The organism is Natrinema sp. CBA1119, from assembly GCF_002572525.1.
In the GTDB taxonomy this organism is placed as follows: domain Archaea; phylum Halobacteriota; class Halobacteria; order Halobacteriales; family Natrialbaceae; genus Natrinema.
In genome coordinates this window covers 374,669-390,651 of sequence record NZ_PDBS01000008.1, presented here as the reverse complement: position 1 = coordinate 390,651, position 15,983 = coordinate 374,669, and the positions used below count along the sequence as shown (strand labels likewise).

15 protein-coding genes and 3 pseudogenes are annotated in these 15,983 nt (G+C 61.5%); 8 read left to right on the top strand and 10 right to left on the bottom strand.

Annotated elements, in window-relative coordinates:
• Window positions 1-343: 343 nt before the first annotated feature.
• From CP556_RS24145 to CP556_RS24120, 6 genes are all read right to left on the bottom strand, one after another.
• Window positions 344-595 carry a hypothetical protein gene (locus CP556_RS24145; protein ID WP_098728113.1) on the bottom strand — a complete coding sequence of 84 codons (252 nt, stop codon included), beginning with the start codon at window positions 593-595 and terminating at the stop codon, window positions 344-346.
• Window positions 596-798: 203 nt separating this feature from the next.
• Window positions 799-2,022 carry an FG-GAP repeat protein gene (locus CP556_RS24140; protein ID WP_098728112.1) on the bottom strand — a complete coding sequence of 408 codons (1,224 nt, stop codon included), beginning with the start codon at window positions 2,020-2,022 and terminating at the stop codon, window positions 799-801.
• 679 nt (window positions 2,023-2,701) lie between these two features.
• Complete coding sequence (locus CP556_RS24135; RefSeq protein WP_098728111.1) at window positions 2,702-3,004, bottom strand: PadR family transcriptional regulator; 303 nt, start codon at window positions 3,002-3,004, stop codon at window positions 2,702-2,704.
• Between the two features lie 393 nt (window positions 3,005-3,397).
• A complete protein-coding gene (locus CP556_RS24130) occupies window positions 3,398-4,435 on the bottom strand; it encodes an NAD(P)/FAD-dependent oxidoreductase (RefSeq protein WP_098728110.1) in 1,038 nt (345 codons plus the stop codon).
• Window positions 4,432-4,788, bottom strand: coding sequence for a thioredoxin (gene trxA / locus CP556_RS24125; protein ID WP_098728109.1), 357 nt, complete (start codon window positions 4,786-4,788; stop codon window positions 4,432-4,434). The genes CP556_RS24130 and trxA overlap by 4 nt, the downstream gene beginning before the upstream one ends.
• Window positions 4,789-5,038: 250 nt before the next feature.
• Window positions 5,039-5,701, bottom strand: a complete 663-nt coding sequence (locus CP556_RS24120) for a class I SAM-dependent methyltransferase (protein ID WP_098728108.1) — start codon at window positions 5,699-5,701, stop codon at window positions 5,039-5,041.
• Between the two features lie 109 nt (window positions 5,702-5,810).
• On the opposite strand from CP556_RS24120, the gene CP556_RS24115 reads away from it, so the two are divergent.
• The 5 genes and pseudogenes from CP556_RS24115 to CP556_RS24100 all read left to right on the top strand — a co-directional run bounded on the left by CP556_RS24115 (window position 5,811) and on the right by CP556_RS24100 (window position 10,124).
• On the top strand, window positions 5,811-6,194 hold the full coding sequence (locus CP556_RS24115) for a DUF302 domain-containing protein (protein ID WP_098728107.1): 384 nt from the start codon (window positions 5,811-5,813) through the stop codon (window positions 6,192-6,194).
• Window positions 6,195-6,407: 213 nt separating this feature from the next.
• Complete coding sequence (locus CP556_RS25640) at window positions 6,408-6,557, top strand: DUF2080 family transposase-associated protein (RefSeq protein WP_141551651.1); 150 nt, start codon at window positions 6,408-6,410, stop codon at window positions 6,555-6,557.
• A 62-nt stretch (window positions 6,558-6,619) separates the two neighbouring features.
• On the top strand, window positions 6,620-7,732 hold the full coding sequence (locus CP556_RS24110) for an RNA-guided endonuclease InsQ/TnpB family protein (protein WP_394340757.1): 1,113 nt from the start codon (window positions 6,620-6,622) through the stop codon (window positions 7,730-7,732).
• A gap of 50 nt (window positions 7,733-7,782) precedes the next feature.
• Window positions 7,783-8,529 carry a DUF2270 domain-containing protein gene (locus CP556_RS24105; RefSeq protein ID WP_098728106.1) on the top strand — a complete coding sequence of 249 codons (747 nt, stop codon included), beginning with the start codon at window positions 7,783-7,785 and terminating at the stop codon, window positions 8,527-8,529.
• Window positions 8,530-8,814: 285 nt separating this feature from the next.
• Window positions 8,815-10,124: pseudogene (locus CP556_RS24100) on the top strand (RNA-guided endonuclease InsQ/TnpB family protein).
• 117 nt (window positions 10,125-10,241) lie between these two features.
• Here CP556_RS24100 and CP556_RS24095 read toward each other — a convergent pair.
• Complete coding sequence (locus tag CP556_RS24095; protein ID WP_098728105.1) at window positions 10,242-11,375, bottom strand: aminotransferase class V-fold PLP-dependent enzyme; 1,134 nt, start codon at window positions 11,373-11,375, stop codon at window positions 10,242-10,244.
• A gap of 780 nt (window positions 11,376-12,155) precedes the next feature.
• On the opposite strand from CP556_RS24095, the pseudogene CP556_RS24085 reads away from it, so the two are divergent.
• From CP556_RS24085 to CP556_RS24075, 3 genes and pseudogenes are all read left to right on the top strand, one after another.
• Window positions 12,156-12,489, top strand: a pseudogene (locus CP556_RS24085) (DUF7558 family protein).
• A gap of 49 nt (window positions 12,490-12,538) precedes the next feature.
• Window positions 12,539-13,138 (top strand): DUF7437 domain-containing protein, encoded by a 600-nt coding sequence (locus tag CP556_RS24080; protein ID WP_098728103.1) that lies wholly within the window; start codon window positions 12,539-12,541, stop codon window positions 13,136-13,138.
• On the top strand, window positions 13,135-13,644 hold the full coding sequence (locus tag CP556_RS24075) for a PIN domain-containing protein (RefSeq protein ID WP_098728102.1): 510 nt from the start codon (window positions 13,135-13,137) through the stop codon (window positions 13,642-13,644). The genes CP556_RS24080 and CP556_RS24075 overlap by 4 nt, the downstream gene beginning before the upstream one ends.
• Window positions 13,645-13,787: 143 nt before the next feature.
• Here CP556_RS24075 and CP556_RS24070 read toward each other — a convergent pair whose 3' ends face one another.
• From CP556_RS24070 to CP556_RS24060, 3 genes and pseudogenes are all read right to left on the bottom strand, one after another.
• Window positions 13,788-14,333 carry a DUF8154 family protein gene (locus CP556_RS24070; RefSeq protein ID WP_255291593.1) on the bottom strand — a complete coding sequence of 182 codons (546 nt, stop codon included), beginning with the start codon at window positions 14,331-14,333 and terminating at the stop codon, window positions 13,788-13,790.
• Window positions 14,326-14,655, bottom strand: a pseudogene (locus CP556_RS24065) (nucleotidyltransferase domain-containing protein); the annotation flags it as partial. The pseudogene CP556_RS24065 and the gene CP556_RS24070, both read right to left, overlap by 8 nt.
• Before the next feature lie 47 nt (window positions 14,656-14,702).
• Window positions 14,703-15,977: a M20 family metallopeptidase gene (locus CP556_RS24060; protein WP_098728101.1), complete on the bottom strand. Its 1,275-nt coding sequence runs from the start codon at window positions 15,975-15,977 to the stop codon at window positions 14,703-14,705.
• Window positions 15,978-15,983: the final 6 nt, after the last annotated feature.

The window sequence follows — 15,983 nt, the reverse complement described above, 5'->3', positions numbered from 1 at the left end:
CGGTGAGAGACATCGCCGGCGTTAGCCGCGGCTTCTCGTATAAACTCTTCCGTCATAGAAACGCCGGCCAGAGGCCAGCGTTGAGCCCCATCCAATATCAATGGGTATCGACTTGGGTGGGTCCGAAATCGGGTTTGACAATTTGGCTATTGGCTTCACGTCGGAACGTGACTCGATTTCGGAAGACGAGGGACCGTATGTCTCGGGTCGGGCGGATTCTGTCGGGCAACGACTAGAACCCATTCCCCCTCGTCATCATCATATCGAGTCCGTTTTCGAATAACTCTATTGGCCAGATACGTTGGTAACAATGATGTTACCAGCGGCTGAAGGCAAGTCCCGTTTACTCGTCGGCCGACTCGGCGCTGTCGTCCTCGTCCAGGTGCCGTTCTTTCTGGGCGACGTCGGTAGCCGGCCAGTCCTCCCGTTGATACTCTTCAGCATGTTCGGTGTTGACGTGCTCGAGGCGTTCGGCCGTACCGCCGGCCGTGAAGTCGTAGTCGTCAAGCGACGGGCACCCGTAGATCCGAACGGCGGAGTGGCGGTCTGAGTCAGTTATCTCTGAGGAGTTTGAGAAATGATGGTAAGCACACATGCGAACTTAACGCTGGGTCATCTATACGCCATCAGTGATATTGGCAGAGTCGTACTAAACACACAGCGGATGCAACTGACCAGTCAACGATCGAAATCACCGTTCACACCACTATTTTCCCCGTCGACATCACCTGTTGATTGGTCAGTTCATGAGGGGGATCTTGTGCCGTCCAATGTTCAAGCGATCGCTCGTATCGCGGCTCACTCGTAGACGTAAACCGCGCCCGCGTCCTCGCCGTTCTCGTCATCGTAGGGGCGGCCGACGAGTGCGGTGTCGCCGCTCATCGCGACGGCATCGGCGAACCCCTTCCCCTCGCCGCCCTTGACGAACCGGATCTCGCGTTCCCATGAGCCATCCGTTTCCTTGAAAACGTACGCCTCAGCCGTTACGTTGATCGCGCTGGGAGAGCCAACCAGCGTCGTCGAGCCGACCAGTGCGAGCGTCTCGCCGAAATCAGCGCTGTCACCGGTCTGGGTCAGCCGTCCCTGTTCTTCCCAGACATCCCCGGATCGGCCGTAGACGAAGACCGAACTCCCCTCGTGTTCGCCACTGTTGTACTGCATGACGAGTGCGCGGTCTCCCTCGAGGGTAACCGAGCGGCCGAACGCGTCGTACTGTCCGAGTCCACCCCGGGTGATCGGCTCCCGCTGAGTCCACGCCCCTTCCTCGCGGTCGAAGACGTACACCGCGCCCCCATCGGTCCCGGAGTCGGTCGGGTCGGCGTTGTCGGCCGCCACGAGGGCAGTCCCGTCCGACAGCGCAACCCCGTTCCCGAACTTACCGCTTCCGAGCCCCGATTCAGGGGTCAACGTCGTCGACTCCTCCCAGGTGCCGTCGACCCGCTCGAAAACGTCGACCGGCCGGCCGTCATAGAACCCGTCGTCGGATCCGACCAGCGCCGTGTCGCCGTCGATCACGATCGGGTAGTTGACGCCGTCGCCGGTGACCGATAGTTCCGGCCCGCTGTCCCACGAATCGCCGTCGCGTTCGTAGACGACGACAGTGTTGTTATCGGCTGCGACCATGATCGTTTCACCGTCGATCACGACCTCGTCGCCGTTCGCCGCCTCGAGCGTCGTCCGCTGCTCCCACGAGCCGTCGGATCGCTCGAAGACGTACGCCGAGCCGTCTACTGACCGGGTTCCCATCGAACCGACGACAGCGGTGTCGCCGTCGAGCGCGACCGACTCGCCGAAACCCCCCATTTCCGAGTCCTCCACGAACAGTGTGGCAACCTCCTCGGCGTCCGCCGAGAGTTCCGGGACGGGTTCGCTGGATCCGCTTTCAGTTCCATTTCCGTTATCGTCGCCATTTCCGGTTTCGTTATCGTCGCCGTTTCCCCCATCGCTTCCCGCACAGCCCGCGAGACATCCGAGCCCGAGACTCGCTGTCGTGGCGAGGACTCGTCGTCGACTCCGTTCCATACTCTCAAATTAAGAGACAGTCACATGAATGTGATGAAGCGATGATCCAGCCGGTCAGTTTTGACTCCCGTAATAGGGCTTCTATCAGTGGGTACCGGCACATCTGTCCGCCGTCGAAATTAAGAACGACGGTCGTGAACCATCGATTTCATTGGTGTAATTCCCAGCAGCGATTAACACATTGCGTATGGTACGCTGCTGGAGGACTTGAGCATCCGCGAGCGAAGCGAGCGGTTCACCGCCGGAGCAGGGTAACACCCCGCGACGGCGGCCTTTTGGCATCATCAGAACCGCAAAGCGGTTCTGATTAGCAGTCAGAACGCATTGCGTTCTGACAGCATCAACGGGTTTTGCCAGGGGGTGAGGCGAGCGTCTCCGACGTCGCCGATGCCCCCGGTAAAAGAGGTTGCTGTACTTACCGCTCGGTCATAGTCTCATCTCTTCCCTCCTAAGCGGACTCGACAATACTCGTTATCGATGTCCCATCCTCTCCTACTGCTGGAGCAGCACCGTTGTCCCGTCTCGAATCGGCTAGTTTAGTCTTCACCAGCGCGGCGCGCGCTCTGTGCGCCGCGCAATTGCCCTCTCCCCTTTGAGGCACTATCGGAGGGAAACCTGGCAACCCCAATATCCGAGCCAACCGCTGAAACAGCGGCGGAAGCGCAAAATTTTTTCTGTTTCAGCGGTTTAATTTCGCACTTGAATTGAATCCATCGACGTACTGGTCTTCCCACTCGCGCCGGGCCTCGAGCTCGCGCTGGCCGCGAGCAGTGATTGTGTAGTAGTTCGTTCGCTTGTCGAGTTCGCCTTTCTCGACGAGGCCCTTGTTGACGACCTCGTCGAGATTGGGATACAGCCGGCCGTGATGGACCTCCGTCTCGTAGTAGTTCTCGAGTTCGTCTTTAATCGCAAGACCATGCGGCTCGTCTTGGCCGGCGATCACATACAAGACATCACGCTGAAATGAAGTTAAATCGTACATATCGAAATTATTGAGTATAGTGCTATAAGCGTTCCGAGAACTGGTGAACGAAAACACACTTCAGGGGCAGCATGTGCGCGAGAAACGGGTGTCTCTTTCTGACGAACCCACAGCGAGAGAAACTATTCTGGAGTATACTCGTCGCAGCGAGCCTCATGTTCGGTTCATTACACCATCTTAATTATACTGGAACCATCTCAGAGATCATTCAGGTTCCGCTGTTATCGTTTGCGTTAGCCTTGTTTTCGGCACAGTATACGAAGTTAGTGGATCACTCTTGAATCCAGCCATTGTCCACGATCTGTACAATGCTTTCCGTATGATTGCTAGTTATTTGAGATCTAATACTAAATCATCTCACCGATCCGATCGACTAGCAGACTGCAGGGACGACTATGGAGCAACCTCGAGCGCAGTCTCTTCCGTCCGTTCAAGCGTCTCGAGGTAGGCTTCGGCGTCAAGCGCTGCCATGCTGCCGGTGCCAGCGGCGGTGATCGCCTGTTGATAGTGCGGATCGGCGACGTCGCCGGCGGCGAAGACGCCCTCGACCATCGTCTCAGTCGTCGCGCGGCCGGCGTCGTCGGTTCGAGTGGAGAGGTACCCGCTCTCGTCTCGATCGACGGCGGTCCCCTCGAGGAACTCGGTGTTGGGCGTATGACCGATCGCGTAGAACACGCCGCCGACATCGGCGGTTTCCCGGTCGACGCTGGTCTCGGCCTTCTCCGCGGGATAGCCGTCGGGATGGGAGACGAGCGTCGCGCCGGTGACGCCCTCCTCCTGTGAACCGTGGATCGCCTCGAGTTCGGTGTTCCAGCGGAACTCGATGTCCTCGTTGTCACGGGCTCGGTCGGCCATGATCTCGGATGCGCGCAGTTCCTCGCGGCGGTGAACGATTGTCACGCTGTCGGCGAACTTCGCGAGGAAGAGCGCTTCTTCCATCGCCGAATCGCCGCCGCCGATCACGAGGACGTCGTCGCCGCGGTGGAACGCGCCGTCGCAGGTCGCACACGTCGAGAGTCCGTATCCCATCAGTTCGTCCTCGTTCTCGGCACCGACCCAGCGAGCGCTCGCGCCGCTCGCGACGATCAGCGCACGCGTTTGCAGAACGTCGCCGTTCGAGCGTTCGAGTTCGAACGGGCGCTCTTCGAGTGTCGCGTTCTCGACGGTTCCGTGCGTGAATTCGGCGCCGAAGCGGGTCGCCTGGTCCTTGCCGTTCTGGATCAGTTCCATTCCACCGATACCCTCGGAGAAGCCGAGGTAGTTCTCGACGTCGGTCGTCAGTGTCAGCTGACCGCCCGGTTCGGGTCCCTCGAGCACCAGGGGCTCGAGGTCGGCCCGCGCGGCGTAGACGGCCGCCGAAAGGCCGGCGACGCCGGAGCCGACGATCACTACGTTGTGAACGTCCGCAGTCGTTTCAGTTTCCTCGTTCATTCGGTGTATCCCTCGATCAGGGTACGGAGTCGGTCTTCCGGCAGCACGCCGGAGTGCTGTTCGACCTGCTCACCGTCCGCGAAGAGGGCGAGCGTCGGCACGCCGCGAACGCCGAACGAACCCGCGAGTTGCTGGTGGTCGTCGACATCGACCTTGGCGATCACGGCCTCGGTCGTACTCGCCAGCTGCTCGAGGACGGGATTGAGCATCTGACAGGGGCCACACCAGTCAGCGTAGAAGTCCACGAGAACGACGTCATACTCCGTCGTGACGTCCTCGAGGTGACTTCTCCCGTCGATGTAGATCGGTTCGTCGAGCGATTCTCCGGAGGCATCGCGTGCATCAGTTGCCATCACCACTACGTATGGACTGATAGCGTTTAAAGGTTTTGTGCGAATTGCACAATATAAGCACAGACACGTTTGAATCACCTCCGTACCGCGTACACTACGATGAACGTCCAAATCTGCAAAAATCAATAAATTGCCGATTCAGAGCGGATAAAGGGATATGACGACGCTTTTGATGATTGAATCGGCTCGAATGGTTTTACGCACTTCACGAATCGGCCTGGTCGGTTTTGTGCAGATATCTAACAACCGGTTATTCGACGGAGTCGGTCGACTCCTCCGAGGGATCCGCGTTGAAGCGGGCGAAATACCCGGCTCGCGTTCCGACGCGCGCTTCGAACGCCAGTCCACGCCGTTCGACGCGGCGTCGCAGCCGTTCGAACCCGACGAAGTGCGGGTCGGGGAGCGATTCGCCGACGACGAGCCGGCCGTCGGGTTTCAGGACCCGCTCGAGTTCGTCGAGAGCCCGCTCCTGATCGGGTATCTCGCCGAGGACCAGGACCAGATACGCGGCGTCGAACGTGTCGTCCGGATACGGAAGCGAGCGCGCGTCGCTGCGGATCGCGTCAACGTTCGACTCTCCCTCCTGTCGCATTCGCGTTCGGAGGTGCTCGACCATCTCCGATTGGACGTCCGCGGCGTGCAGCGTCCCCGACGGTCCGATCGCCCGCGCGACCGTCCCCGTGTAGTAGCCGGTTCCTGGTCCGACCTCGAGAATACGTTCCCCGGGCTGGGGCTCGAGCACGTCGCGCAGCCTCGAGCGAGTGATGACCGGGCGCGGGAGGTCGATCGCGTGGCGCTGGGCGTACGGACACGGTGACGGATTCGACCGCCACCGGAGGGCGTATCCGAACCCGGCGAGCAGCGCGAGTCCGAGTAGGGCGGCGATCGCTCGCGAGGTGCGACGAGAAAGCATACGGATACCGTCACCGCGGACGGTCTACAGTCTTTCCCGACCGACGCGGACGCCGCGGGCTTGCCGTTGCTGCCCCAATCACAATCCCTCTCGAAACCGATCGTGTAGTATGTCCTATACGCTTCGCACGCAGGTCGACGGCGAGTTCGACGACGTCGTCGCGGAAACGACCGACGCCCTCGAGGACGAGGGGTTCGGCGTGCTCTGTGATATCGACGTCCGGGAAACGCTCGAGAAGAAACTCGACGAGGACTTCAGACAGTACAGAATCCTGGGTGCATGCAACCCGCAGTTGGCCCATCAGGGACTCGAGGACGATCTCGAACTCGGAACGTTGCTCCCGTGCAACATCGTCGTCTACGACGATGACGACGGCGTCGTCGTCAGCGCGGTCGACCCGCAACGTCTGATCGGCGTCGCCGAAAACGACGACCTCGACCCGATCGGTGACGACGCGTACGAGCGCTTCGAACGGGTTCTCGAGTCGCTATAACTCGAGTTTGGAGCGGCAATTCGGAGTCGGTCTCGCCCTGTCATACGTTTCACCTAATTGCAGGCGCTAAGGCCCTTTCCTCAACGAGCGACCGGAGGGAGCGAGTAGGGAGGGGATACAGCGCCGTCATCATCTTTCATCAATACGATACTGCTGGCCCGCAGGCCCACGCTATCGGTAACTTTATGCGTATCTACCTCGTATATACACTCAATGGATCGGTACGAGGTCGAAGGACACGAAGTTCTCGAAGCACAAGCCAAACGATCCGGCAACGGAGCGCACGTTTACGTTCCGAAAACGTGGGCCGGCGCGACCGTCAAAGTGGTCCGCGTCACCGATCCATCCGACGAAGACGAGTAGACCATGCGCTACAACTACCGGTACAGGCTCAAACCGACCGACGAACTCCACGAGCGGTTAGCGTGGACAGAACCTCTGCCTACTCCGAGCAGAAGCTCCTCCCGGACCTCAAACGCGAGTGGACAGACCTGCAGGACGTCCACTCGAAGGTGCTTCAGAAAGTCGTACAACGTCTGTATGACAACCTTTCGACACTGAAGGGGCGGAAGGACAACGGCTACCGCGTCGGAGAGCTTCGGTGGAAAGCCCCGCAGGAATACCGTTCGATCAAGTACAGTCAAACCGGCTTCAAGCTCAACAACACGAGCGGTCGGCCTGTACTCTCCCTTTCCAAGATCGGCGACGTTCCGATGGTCTCCCACCGCGAGGTCCCGGACGACGCCACGATCAAGGAGGTCGTCGTCAAGCAGGAACCGACCGGTGAGTGGTTCGCCGTCCTCGGAATCGAAACCGAGAACGACGCGGCACCGAAGCCCGAGAATCCCGAGAAATACATCGGAATCGACGTGGGGATCCTGAAGTACGCCCACGACAGCGACGGGACCGCCGTCGAAGGTCCCGACCTAACCGACGAACGCGAGCGGTTAGAACGCGAACAACGCAAGCTCTCGCGGAAGGAACACGGCTCGGCGAACTACCGCACGCAACAGCGCATCGTCGCCCGACGCCACGCCGACCTGAAGCGGAAGCGTCGGGACTTCCTGCACAAACTCTCGAACTACTACGCCCGGGAATACGACCTCGTAGCGGTCGAAGACCTCGACGCGAAGGGGTTGATGGAACTCCCCTCGAACAGCCGCAACCGCGCCGGAGCGGCGTGGGGAACGTTCCTTCGGATGCTCGAATACAAGTGCGACCGCGAAGGCACGCACTTCGTGGCCGTCGAACCGGCTGGAACGACCAAAGAATGTTCCAACTGTGGCGTTGCGACCGACAAACCGCTGTGGGTACGCGAACACTCGTGTCCCTCATGCGGATTCGAGGCGGACCGCGACCTCAACGCCGCCTACAACATCCTTTCTCGCGGACTCACCGAAGTAGGGGTGGTTCACCCCGATTCAATGCCTGCGGAGACTGCGCTCCCTACGGGAACCGATTCGGTTCCTGCAAAGCGCGTCTTAGAAACAGGAAGCCCCGTCCTCAGCGAGGCCGTCAGGCCGAGCAGGGCGGGGTAGTTCACGTCGGCACCGCATTCGCTTATGAAACGTGGCGGTGTCCGTCATGCATGGCGGATCCGAACGATGACGACTTCGACCCCACGACGCCCGAACAGCGGGAGATCGGCCGCGAAATGGTCGACGAGAGTACGGGCCTCGGCTCGGTGATGGCTCACGCGTACCGGGGGGAACTCGGCCGGGTAGATACGTGGCGACAGCGCCTCGATCAGACGACGACGTGGGCGGTGACCGTGATGGCGGCGATCCTGACGTGGGCGTTCTCGAGTTCCGACAACCCTCACTACATCCTGTTGATCGGAATCATAGTCGTCACGGTCTTCCTCGGCATCGAGGCGCGGCGGTACCGGGACTACGATGTCTTTCGGGCGCGCGTTCGGATGCTTCAGGAGAATCTGCTCGCAACTGCCCTGGACCCGTCACGGGACGTCGAACGCACCGACTGGCGAGTAGAACTGAGTCAGGACTACCGCGAGCCCGCGGTGAAAGTATCGATGCAGGAGGCCCTCGCGAATCGCCTGCGGCGCGTGTATCTCGCGCTGCTCGGCATCCTCCTCGTCGCGTGGCTCTTCAGAGTGACCGCGTTCGCGGCGAGGGAAGACTGGATCGAAACCGCCGCGATCGCTCGAATCCAGGGACCGGTCGTGATCGCGGTTGTCGTCGTGTTCTACGTCGCGTTGCTCGTGATCGCGCTGTGGCCACGAGAGCGCCAGGCGAAGGGCGAATTTCGCAACGGAAAAGAAACGGAGGGCGATTGGAAGGATTCGGACACGGAGGACGAGTCGCAGGACCGATAATCGACCGCAGGTCCCGATTCGAGTCCGACCGCGCGAAACCAGGGCGCGCAGTTGTTCGGCTCCCGCTCGAGGGCTGTCGCCTCAGACTCGACGTATGGACTGAACGAAACGCTCTCCGCACCGTGAATTTACCACTTCTCGCACCTATCTATAAACAGCGAGAGAATCCCGCCGTTCACGGCGGGCGTGAATCGCATCACTCGGCTACACTCTCCACCGTCGATAGCAGACTGGATATTCACTGTGAATCCCATCATTAAGTAACCAAACCAACATAGGCTATGTATGGCGATTCAGGTCACTCGTACCTACGTTGGTTCCATTCAAAACCAGCGACAGGTCTGCGATGACCTTGACTCGCTCGTCGATTCCGCCTCAAAAATTTGGAACGTCGCACGATGGACGGCAGGCCGTGTGTGGGATGCAATCGGTGAGATCCCCAACGAAGCCCCGCTAAAATCGTACATGAAGAACCAAGCGTGCTGGAAAGACCTGAATGCACAATCCAGTCAGAAAGTCATCGAAGAACTTTCCGACGCTTTCCAGTCATGGTTCAACCTGCGACAGACGGACGACGAGGCGAATCCGCCCGGCTACCGCAAACACAGCGATGAACGCCCGCGTAGTACGGTCACGTTCAAAGCAGACGGGTTCAAACACGACCCCAAGAACAATCGCGTACGGCTCTCAAAGGGGAGGAACCTGAAAGAACACCGTTCAGATTTCATTCTTTGCGAATATCATACATGTCCAGATATTTATCTCTCAGAAATCAACAAAGTACAGAACGTTCGAGTGGTTTGGAATGGCGACGAGTGGGAACTACACTTCGTCTGCAAAGTTGAACTCGAAACTACTGACTCAACAGGCGACGGAGTAGCAGGCATCGACCTCGGCATCACAAATATCGCCACGGTCGCATTCCCTGATGAATATGTTCTGTATCCCGGCAACTCGCTCAAGCAAGACAAGCACTACTTCACTCGTGCAGAGTACGACACTGAAGGCGAGAGCGATCCGTCTGAGAAGTCAATGTGGGCGCGTCGAAAACTCGCAAACCGTGAGACACACTACTACCACGTTCTTACGGATGCCATCATCACTGAATGCGTCGAACGGGGTGTTGGCATACTCACAGTGAGTTGGCCTGAAGATGTGCGAGACTCGGACTGGGGCAAAAGGGGAACAAGAAGTTGCACTCGTGGGCGTTCGATCGCATCTACCAGTACCTCGATTACAAGGGAGAGATACGCGGTGTTGATGTGTTGAAAGAGAACGAGTGGGACACGTCGAAGACCTGCTCACGGTGTGGCGACGACACGATGTCTAACCGTAAGCACCGTGGCTTGTACATCTGCTCGTCGTGTGAATTGGTAGCCAACGCGGATTGTAATGGGGCGGAAAATATGCGACAGAAGATAACTCCGAGTCCTCACGGCGAGGATAGGAGTAACGGCTGTGTGGTGGTTCGAGAGACCGGAGGTCTCTCGTCATCACGAAAGGCGCTATGCGCCTTTCGAACGACACAGCCATCGGTACACCTGTTCGACCGCGAGAGCGGGACGTTCAACACGAGAGAACAGGTCGTATCGTAGACCGGCAAATATCCCACCCGCGGTACGGGAAGCCTCGCCGTTTACGGCGAGGAGGATGTCACCTTCGGGGTACGTATCGATAACCGTGAGCGACTCGTCTGCCCTCCGACAGCGGTCCTACCATTCCCGTTCCAGTCCGTCGAGCAGCCGATCGACATCGGTTGCAGTATTGACCGCGTGGACGGACGCCCGAACGGCGTTCGGAGATGGCAGTTCTCGAACAACAATTCCGTCGGCGGCCAGCCGTTCGACCGTCGCCGCCGGATCGTCGACATCGATCGTTACGAGCCCCGATTCCGGCGCCGAGGGACTGAGAAGGCGGTCAGCTGGGATACCAGCTATCAGTCGATTGGCAAGCTGGCGGACCCGGCCTTCGATCCGGTCGGTCCCGACTTCTTCGATCGCGTCGATCGCTTCCCGGAGCGCGACGTGCGGTGCCGGGTTCGCCGATCCGACCTCGAACCGCCGCGCACCGGCAGCGTACTCGTAGGGGTCGGCGGACGGTGTCTCGACGCTCCGATAGCCGACCGTCCGCGGCTCGAGGCCCTCGGCAACGTCACGGTCGACGTAGAGGAAGCCGCCGCCCCACAGCCCGAGCAGCCACTTGTGGCCGGCGGCGGCGACAGCGTCAGCGCCCCACTCCGCGACGTCCATCGGGAGCTGTCCAGGGACCTGGACGGCGTCGACGAGGGCGAGCGCACCGGAATCGTGGGCGATATCGACCAGCTCCGCTACCGGAAGCTGCGTCCCATGGGTCCACGTGACCGCGCTGAAACAGGCGAGCCTGGCGTCGGCGACGGCCTCGGCGAACCGATCCGGATCGATTCGGCCGCCCTTCGTCTCGACGACGCGAACCTCGACACCCTCTCGTTCGAGGCGCTGCCACGGGAGGACTCCAGCTGGATGCTCGAGATCCGTCCGGACGACGAGGTCGCCGGACTGCCAGTCGATCGCATTGGCGATCGCGTTGATCCCGGCCGTGGTGCTTTCAGTGAGTGCGATCTCGTTCGGTTCGGCGCCGACGAACGTCGCGACCCGCTCTCGAGTGCGGTCGAACGCCTGAAACGCAGTTTCGTAGGGGTCGTCCCCGACCGGCGATTCATACTCGTGGGTGCGGACGAACTCGTCGGCGGCGTCGACGACGTACTCCGGGCTCGGTCCGTGGGCGCCAAAATTGAGGTAAACACCCTCCTTGAAAGCGGGAATGTCCGCCCTGAGTTCGGTCGGCGTCATCGTCGTATTCGGTTGCATACGGTATCCGACGAACCCAGTAGATAATAATCTTGGGAAAACTGTGAAATACTGAGACTGGCTGCCCTGAACGAGCGGTTCGTCGACGAGTGACGGCGATCACGCTTGACGGCTACGAACTGATCGACATCGCGGAATGTAGCTTTCGGCTGTGTATTCGGACGTCGCGTCGCTCGGCGCAGACCGTCGCTACCCGCTACGGACGAACAGTCGATCGGAGTCGGTCGTCACCGTCGCTTCGAGACCGATATACGAACCGAGCCGTCTGACGACCTCGTCGATGAGCCTCTCGTCGAGTACGCCGAGCTCGCGATCGGTTCGAGTCGCGTCGACTGACGTGACCGCACCGGCGGGTCCGGCGACGGCTGACGTCCACGGCTAGTCCTGTTCACGCGCTCGGCTGCCCTCTCGAGAGAGGCACAACTCTCGTTTAGACATCGCCATTCCAGCTGCCCGCGGTTGCTCGACGGGGTCGGATAGCAGTAGGTCCGTTTCTCGTGTGCTCGTCGCCGGTCGGGTTCGACGACACTCGTGCTGAGTCTGTCCGAGGACAACAACTGTCGCCGGTATCGACATCTCTGTCTCATCTCAAGAACGTGCTATCGTGGGTTTCGGATAGCTTCGAGGGAATCCGCGACCAAGAGCCGTCGCTGATACAATAGATACAATAGGCAGCTATTATCGGTACTTCCCAACTGGTGTGAGAGCTGAAGCTATAGTAGCCGTCTACCATCGTAGCTGGACGGCCGCGTACGACACCGACGAAGAGGAGGCAGAGTGATGCAGCAAACGCTCGTTGACTGCGCCTTCTGCGACGCCCTGCCCGGCACCAAGACTGGCGAGGCGCACACCTGGGAACAGGACGAGCGGGTCACCCACCCGATCTGTGTCGACTGTGCCATCCGAGCGGAGCCGGATCCCGAAGAGTGCGATCACGTCGCCTGTGACGGGTGTGGGCTCGTCGTCGACACGCTCGCGGCACTGACGGGGTTCCGCGTTGAACTCGAGCATCTCGAAGGGGCGCTCCAGCTTTGTGCCCGCTAACCCCGGTGGCCTTGAGACGTACTGGACGCGCGACCTCGAAGAACACCTCGTCGCGACGCCAGCAGAGTGACCCAAACACTCTTTACTGGTTCACTGTAAACTGTAATCAAGAACAACCCGTGTCACGCACCTCAAACCGCGCCGACGGCGACATCGTCCGCGACTTCCTCTCGGTTGCAGACCTGCTCGAGGAGCCACAGCTGGCCCAGCTGTACGCGTATCTCGCTCGGGAGGGGGAGGCGACCGTCCAGGACGTGATGGACGACCTCGAGCTCGCCCAGGGGACGGCCTACAGCTACGTCAACCGGCTCGTCGACGCCGGCGTCGTCGAAGTCACCCACGACGAGCAGCCTCGGCGGTACGCCGCCCGCGAGATCGACCTGACCGTGACGACGACCGTGGGGGACCGGGAATACACGATCACGCCGGCGCTCATCGATGCCGTCGGCCGGCGCGAGACGAACGCCGACATCGATACCTACATCGACCGCCACGGCGTCGCCGGCCTCGCGACGGCGCTCACCTACGCCGTCGCCCGCGAACGCGGCGAGGTGACCCACCGGCTAATGGCTGAAGATCTCGATATCTCCCCGCTGGCTGCGGAGCTGATCCTCCAGGCGCTCCGGCCCGTCGTCCACGAGCACTACGACATCGAGAAAGGAGGAGCGGGACTCGACGAGTTGGACATCGACGACGGCGACGTGGCTGACGACGCGTGAGCACGCTTCATATCGCCGACACCGGCCTGTTCGTCGCGATGGGGCAGCCGTCAAACAGCCGTTACCAGGCTGTTCGGCGATTCGCTCGCCGGAACGACATCACCTTCGTCCTCCCGGAACGGGTGTACGAGGAGCTGACCGTCGACGACCCCGACGTCAAGGCACCGCCCGTCGACGCCGCGATCGACGAGGGCTGGACGACGGTTGCGTCGCCACTCGAGTTCTCCGAGCCTGTCGTCTCGCGGGTGATGGACGGGGTCCAGCGGTACATCGCGAACGCCGATGACCGACCCGCCGACGAGGTCGAACGCGCGGACGTCGCCCTCGCTGCGCTAGCTGCCCAGCACCTCCGTGCGGGGACGGCGGCCGAGGTCTCCATCTACACGACCGATATCGCGGCCGGCGAAGGGGCCGAGACCGTGCTCGCGAGTGAGGGGTACGGTGACTCGGTGACGTTCGTGAACGGCTTCCGGTTCATCGAGGACTTGGTCACCGGAGACAGCTGACGGGATTTTGGTCTGTTTCGGTGGAGAGGACACTCGAAAGCCCTCGACCGCTCGATGTCCCGCGATCGCCGCTGCGCGCCTCGTACCTGCGGTGCTTGCGGGGCCGGGGGACGACCGAGGCGGCCTCGCCCTTTCTGAGTCCGTCAGGACTGTAGATGGCCCACCGAGCGACGTGGCCGGCTGGACAGGTGTGTACGTCCCGGCCCGCCCCGCTCGCCGCTGCCGCCCTCCGCGTCGCTCGCGACCGCCCATTCCTGGCGTGCGGGCGCTCTCCGCACCGCCCGCGCCCGTTCCGTCGAGGCGAGACCGTCTTGATAGTACGTTTTCGCCCGATGATCGCGCCAGAGGTCGGCGAGATCCGCGGCCATAGATTCGACAACAATACCGACTGCGGCTGCCTCTCGGTATACGCCCGGATGCGTTCCGGGAAGATCGTCCGGTTCCATCGTGCCCCGCTCGAGGAGTCGGAACTCGATCGTCCGTTTGATTGCGACGAACGAGGCTTCGATGACGAGCGTATAGTATGCAGCATCGTACAGGGCTTCAGCACCAGCGAGCAACCGACAGGCCTTCCGCAACTGGAGGAGCGCTGCGTCTTCTACGTCGAGTCCGGGCTCGACTTCTGCCGGTCGCCGTTCGAACGCCGCCTGTGCGTTGTCAACCAGCTTTTCGATTCGTGTACTACTCATCGGTGATCACCGCTTTCCGGATGGATTGGAGTCGATCACTGCCGTATATCGTCACGCCCTCCGTGAAGATTTCACGGAGTTTCGGACCCGCTCGTCGTGCACTCTCCGCAGATTCGACGTACGGTTCGAAATCGAATCGATCGCCGTCGAATCGCTGCTCGCTGAGGTCGGCGACGACATCCGTAACGACGCGTCGGGCGCTCGTCCGATCACCGTCGACGACGACGAACAGATCGATGTCGCTCTGCCGGTCAGCATCGCCTCGAGCGACGCTTCCGAACACGACGATACCGAGAACGTCATCGATGTCGTCCGTTTCGGTTCCTACATCTCGGACGTGGGTTAGTCAACCAATCCCGTATCGGGGAGTCACCCAGACGCGTCCGTCTCGTCGACCGCGGCCGCCCATAGTTCGGGGAGGCGCGCATAGCTCGTCGCGTTCCCGACGAGCGCCTCGACGGTCGTGTACTCGTCGACGGCGTGGACGGTGTCGGTTCCGAGCGCGAACTCGACCGTCGGAATCCCGGCGTTTCGCAGCGTCTTCGCGTCGCCGCCGCCGGTGGCGCTCCGTCGGTACACTCGCTCGCCGGTCGTTTCCTCGGCGCTTGAGGACACGGCCTCGACGAGCGGACTCTCGACCGGTTCGGCGGTGCCGACGCTCCAGGAGACGTCGGCGACTGTGATCCCCTCGCAGTCGGCGACGCAGTCCCGGATCTCCGAGAGGACGTCGGGCGTCCGGACGCCGGCCGTCAACCGAATATCGACCTCCGCGCGGGCGGACCCGGGGACGCTGTTGATCGCCTCCCCGCCCTCGAGGACGCCGAGGTTGATCGTCGGGGTCTCGAACAGTTCGCGGGCGGTCTCGGCGCCCATCGTCGGTTCGTAGAAGGCGATCGATTCGTCGATGATCGGCTCGATGGCGGGATCGACCTCGAGCCGTCGCGTCCCGAACCGCTCCCGCAGCGTCGTTACCGCGTCGTAGAGTCGGTCGATCGCGTTCTCGCCGAGCACCGGCCGCGAGCCGTGTGCGGCCTCGCCGGTCGCCTCGAGCGTCAGCCAGATGCTCCCCCGATCGGCGACCGTCACGGAGTGACGCCCCACCTCGCAGGTCGGTTCGCCGATGACGCAGGCGTCGGCCTCGAGGCGGTCGGCCTCGAGCAACGCGGGGAGGCCGGCGTCGCCGCCGACCTCCTCGTCGCTGACGAACGCGAACGCGAGGTCGACGGGCGGTTCGACGTCCGTCTCGGTGAACGCGCGGATCGCGAACAGCATCGCGGCGACGGCTCCCTTCATGTCGGTCGCGCCGCGGCCGTAGAGGCGGTCGTCGACGCGCTCCCCGAGGGGATCGAACGACCACACGTCGGCGTCGAACGGCACCGTATCGAGGTGCCCGTTGTACAGGAGCGTTCGATCGCTCGCGCCCGGAAGCGTCACGAGGAGATTCGGCTTCGCCGGATCGACGGCGAACCGCTCGACGTCGACCGGAAACTGCGAGAGGTACTCCTCGAGCAAGGCGGCGATCTCGCGCGTGTCGCCGGGCGGATTCGCCGTGTCGACCGAGAGCAGATCGAGCGCGAGGTCGATCAGGTCCGAGCGACGGTCGGCGACGTAGGCTTCCAGTTCGCCGGATTCGCCGGTCGTCATCGTGAT

Coding starts and splice junctions, on each gene's coding strand:
- CP556_RS24105 (WP_098728106.1), top strand. CDS start 7,783: ATGGCGGATCCGAACGATGACGACTTCGACCCCACGACGCCCGAACAG.
- CP556_RS24115 (WP_098728107.1), top strand. CDS start 5,811: ATGTCCTATACGCTTCGCACGCAGGTCGACGGCGAGTTCGACGACGTC.
- trxA (WP_098728109.1), bottom strand. CDS start 4,788: ATGGCAACTGATGCACGCGATGCCTCCGGAGAATCGCTCGACGAACCG.
- CP556_RS24060 (WP_098728101.1), bottom strand. CDS start 15,977: ATGACGACCGGCGAATCCGGCGAACTGGAAGCCTACGTCGCCGACCGT.
- CP556_RS24135 (WP_098728111.1), bottom strand. CDS start 3,004: ATGTACGATTTAACTTCATTTCAGCGTGATGTCTTGTATGTGATCGCC.
- CP556_RS24130 (WP_098728110.1), bottom strand. CDS start 4,435: ATGAACGAGGAAACTGAAACGACTGCGGACGTTCACAACGTAGTGATC.
- CP556_RS25640 (WP_141551651.1), top strand. CDS start 6,408: ATGGATCGGTACGAGGTCGAAGGACACGAAGTTCTCGAAGCACAAGCC.
- CP556_RS24070 (WP_255291593.1), bottom strand. CDS start 14,333: ATGAGTAGTACACGAATCGAAAAGCTGGTTGACAACGCACAGGCGGCG.
- CP556_RS24120 (WP_098728108.1), bottom strand. CDS start 5,701: ATGCTTTCTCGTCGCACCTCGCGAGCGATCGCCGCCCTACTCGGACTC.
- CP556_RS24095 (WP_098728105.1), bottom strand. CDS start 11,375: ATGCAACCGAATACGACGATGACGCCGACCGAACTCAGGGCGGACATT.
- CP556_RS24140 (WP_098728112.1), bottom strand. CDS start 2,022: ATGGAACGGAGTCGACGACGAGTCCTCGCCACGACAGCGAGTCTCGGG.
- CP556_RS24145 (WP_098728113.1), bottom strand. CDS start 595: ATGTGTGCTTACCATCATTTCTCAAACTCCTCAGAGATAACTGACTCA.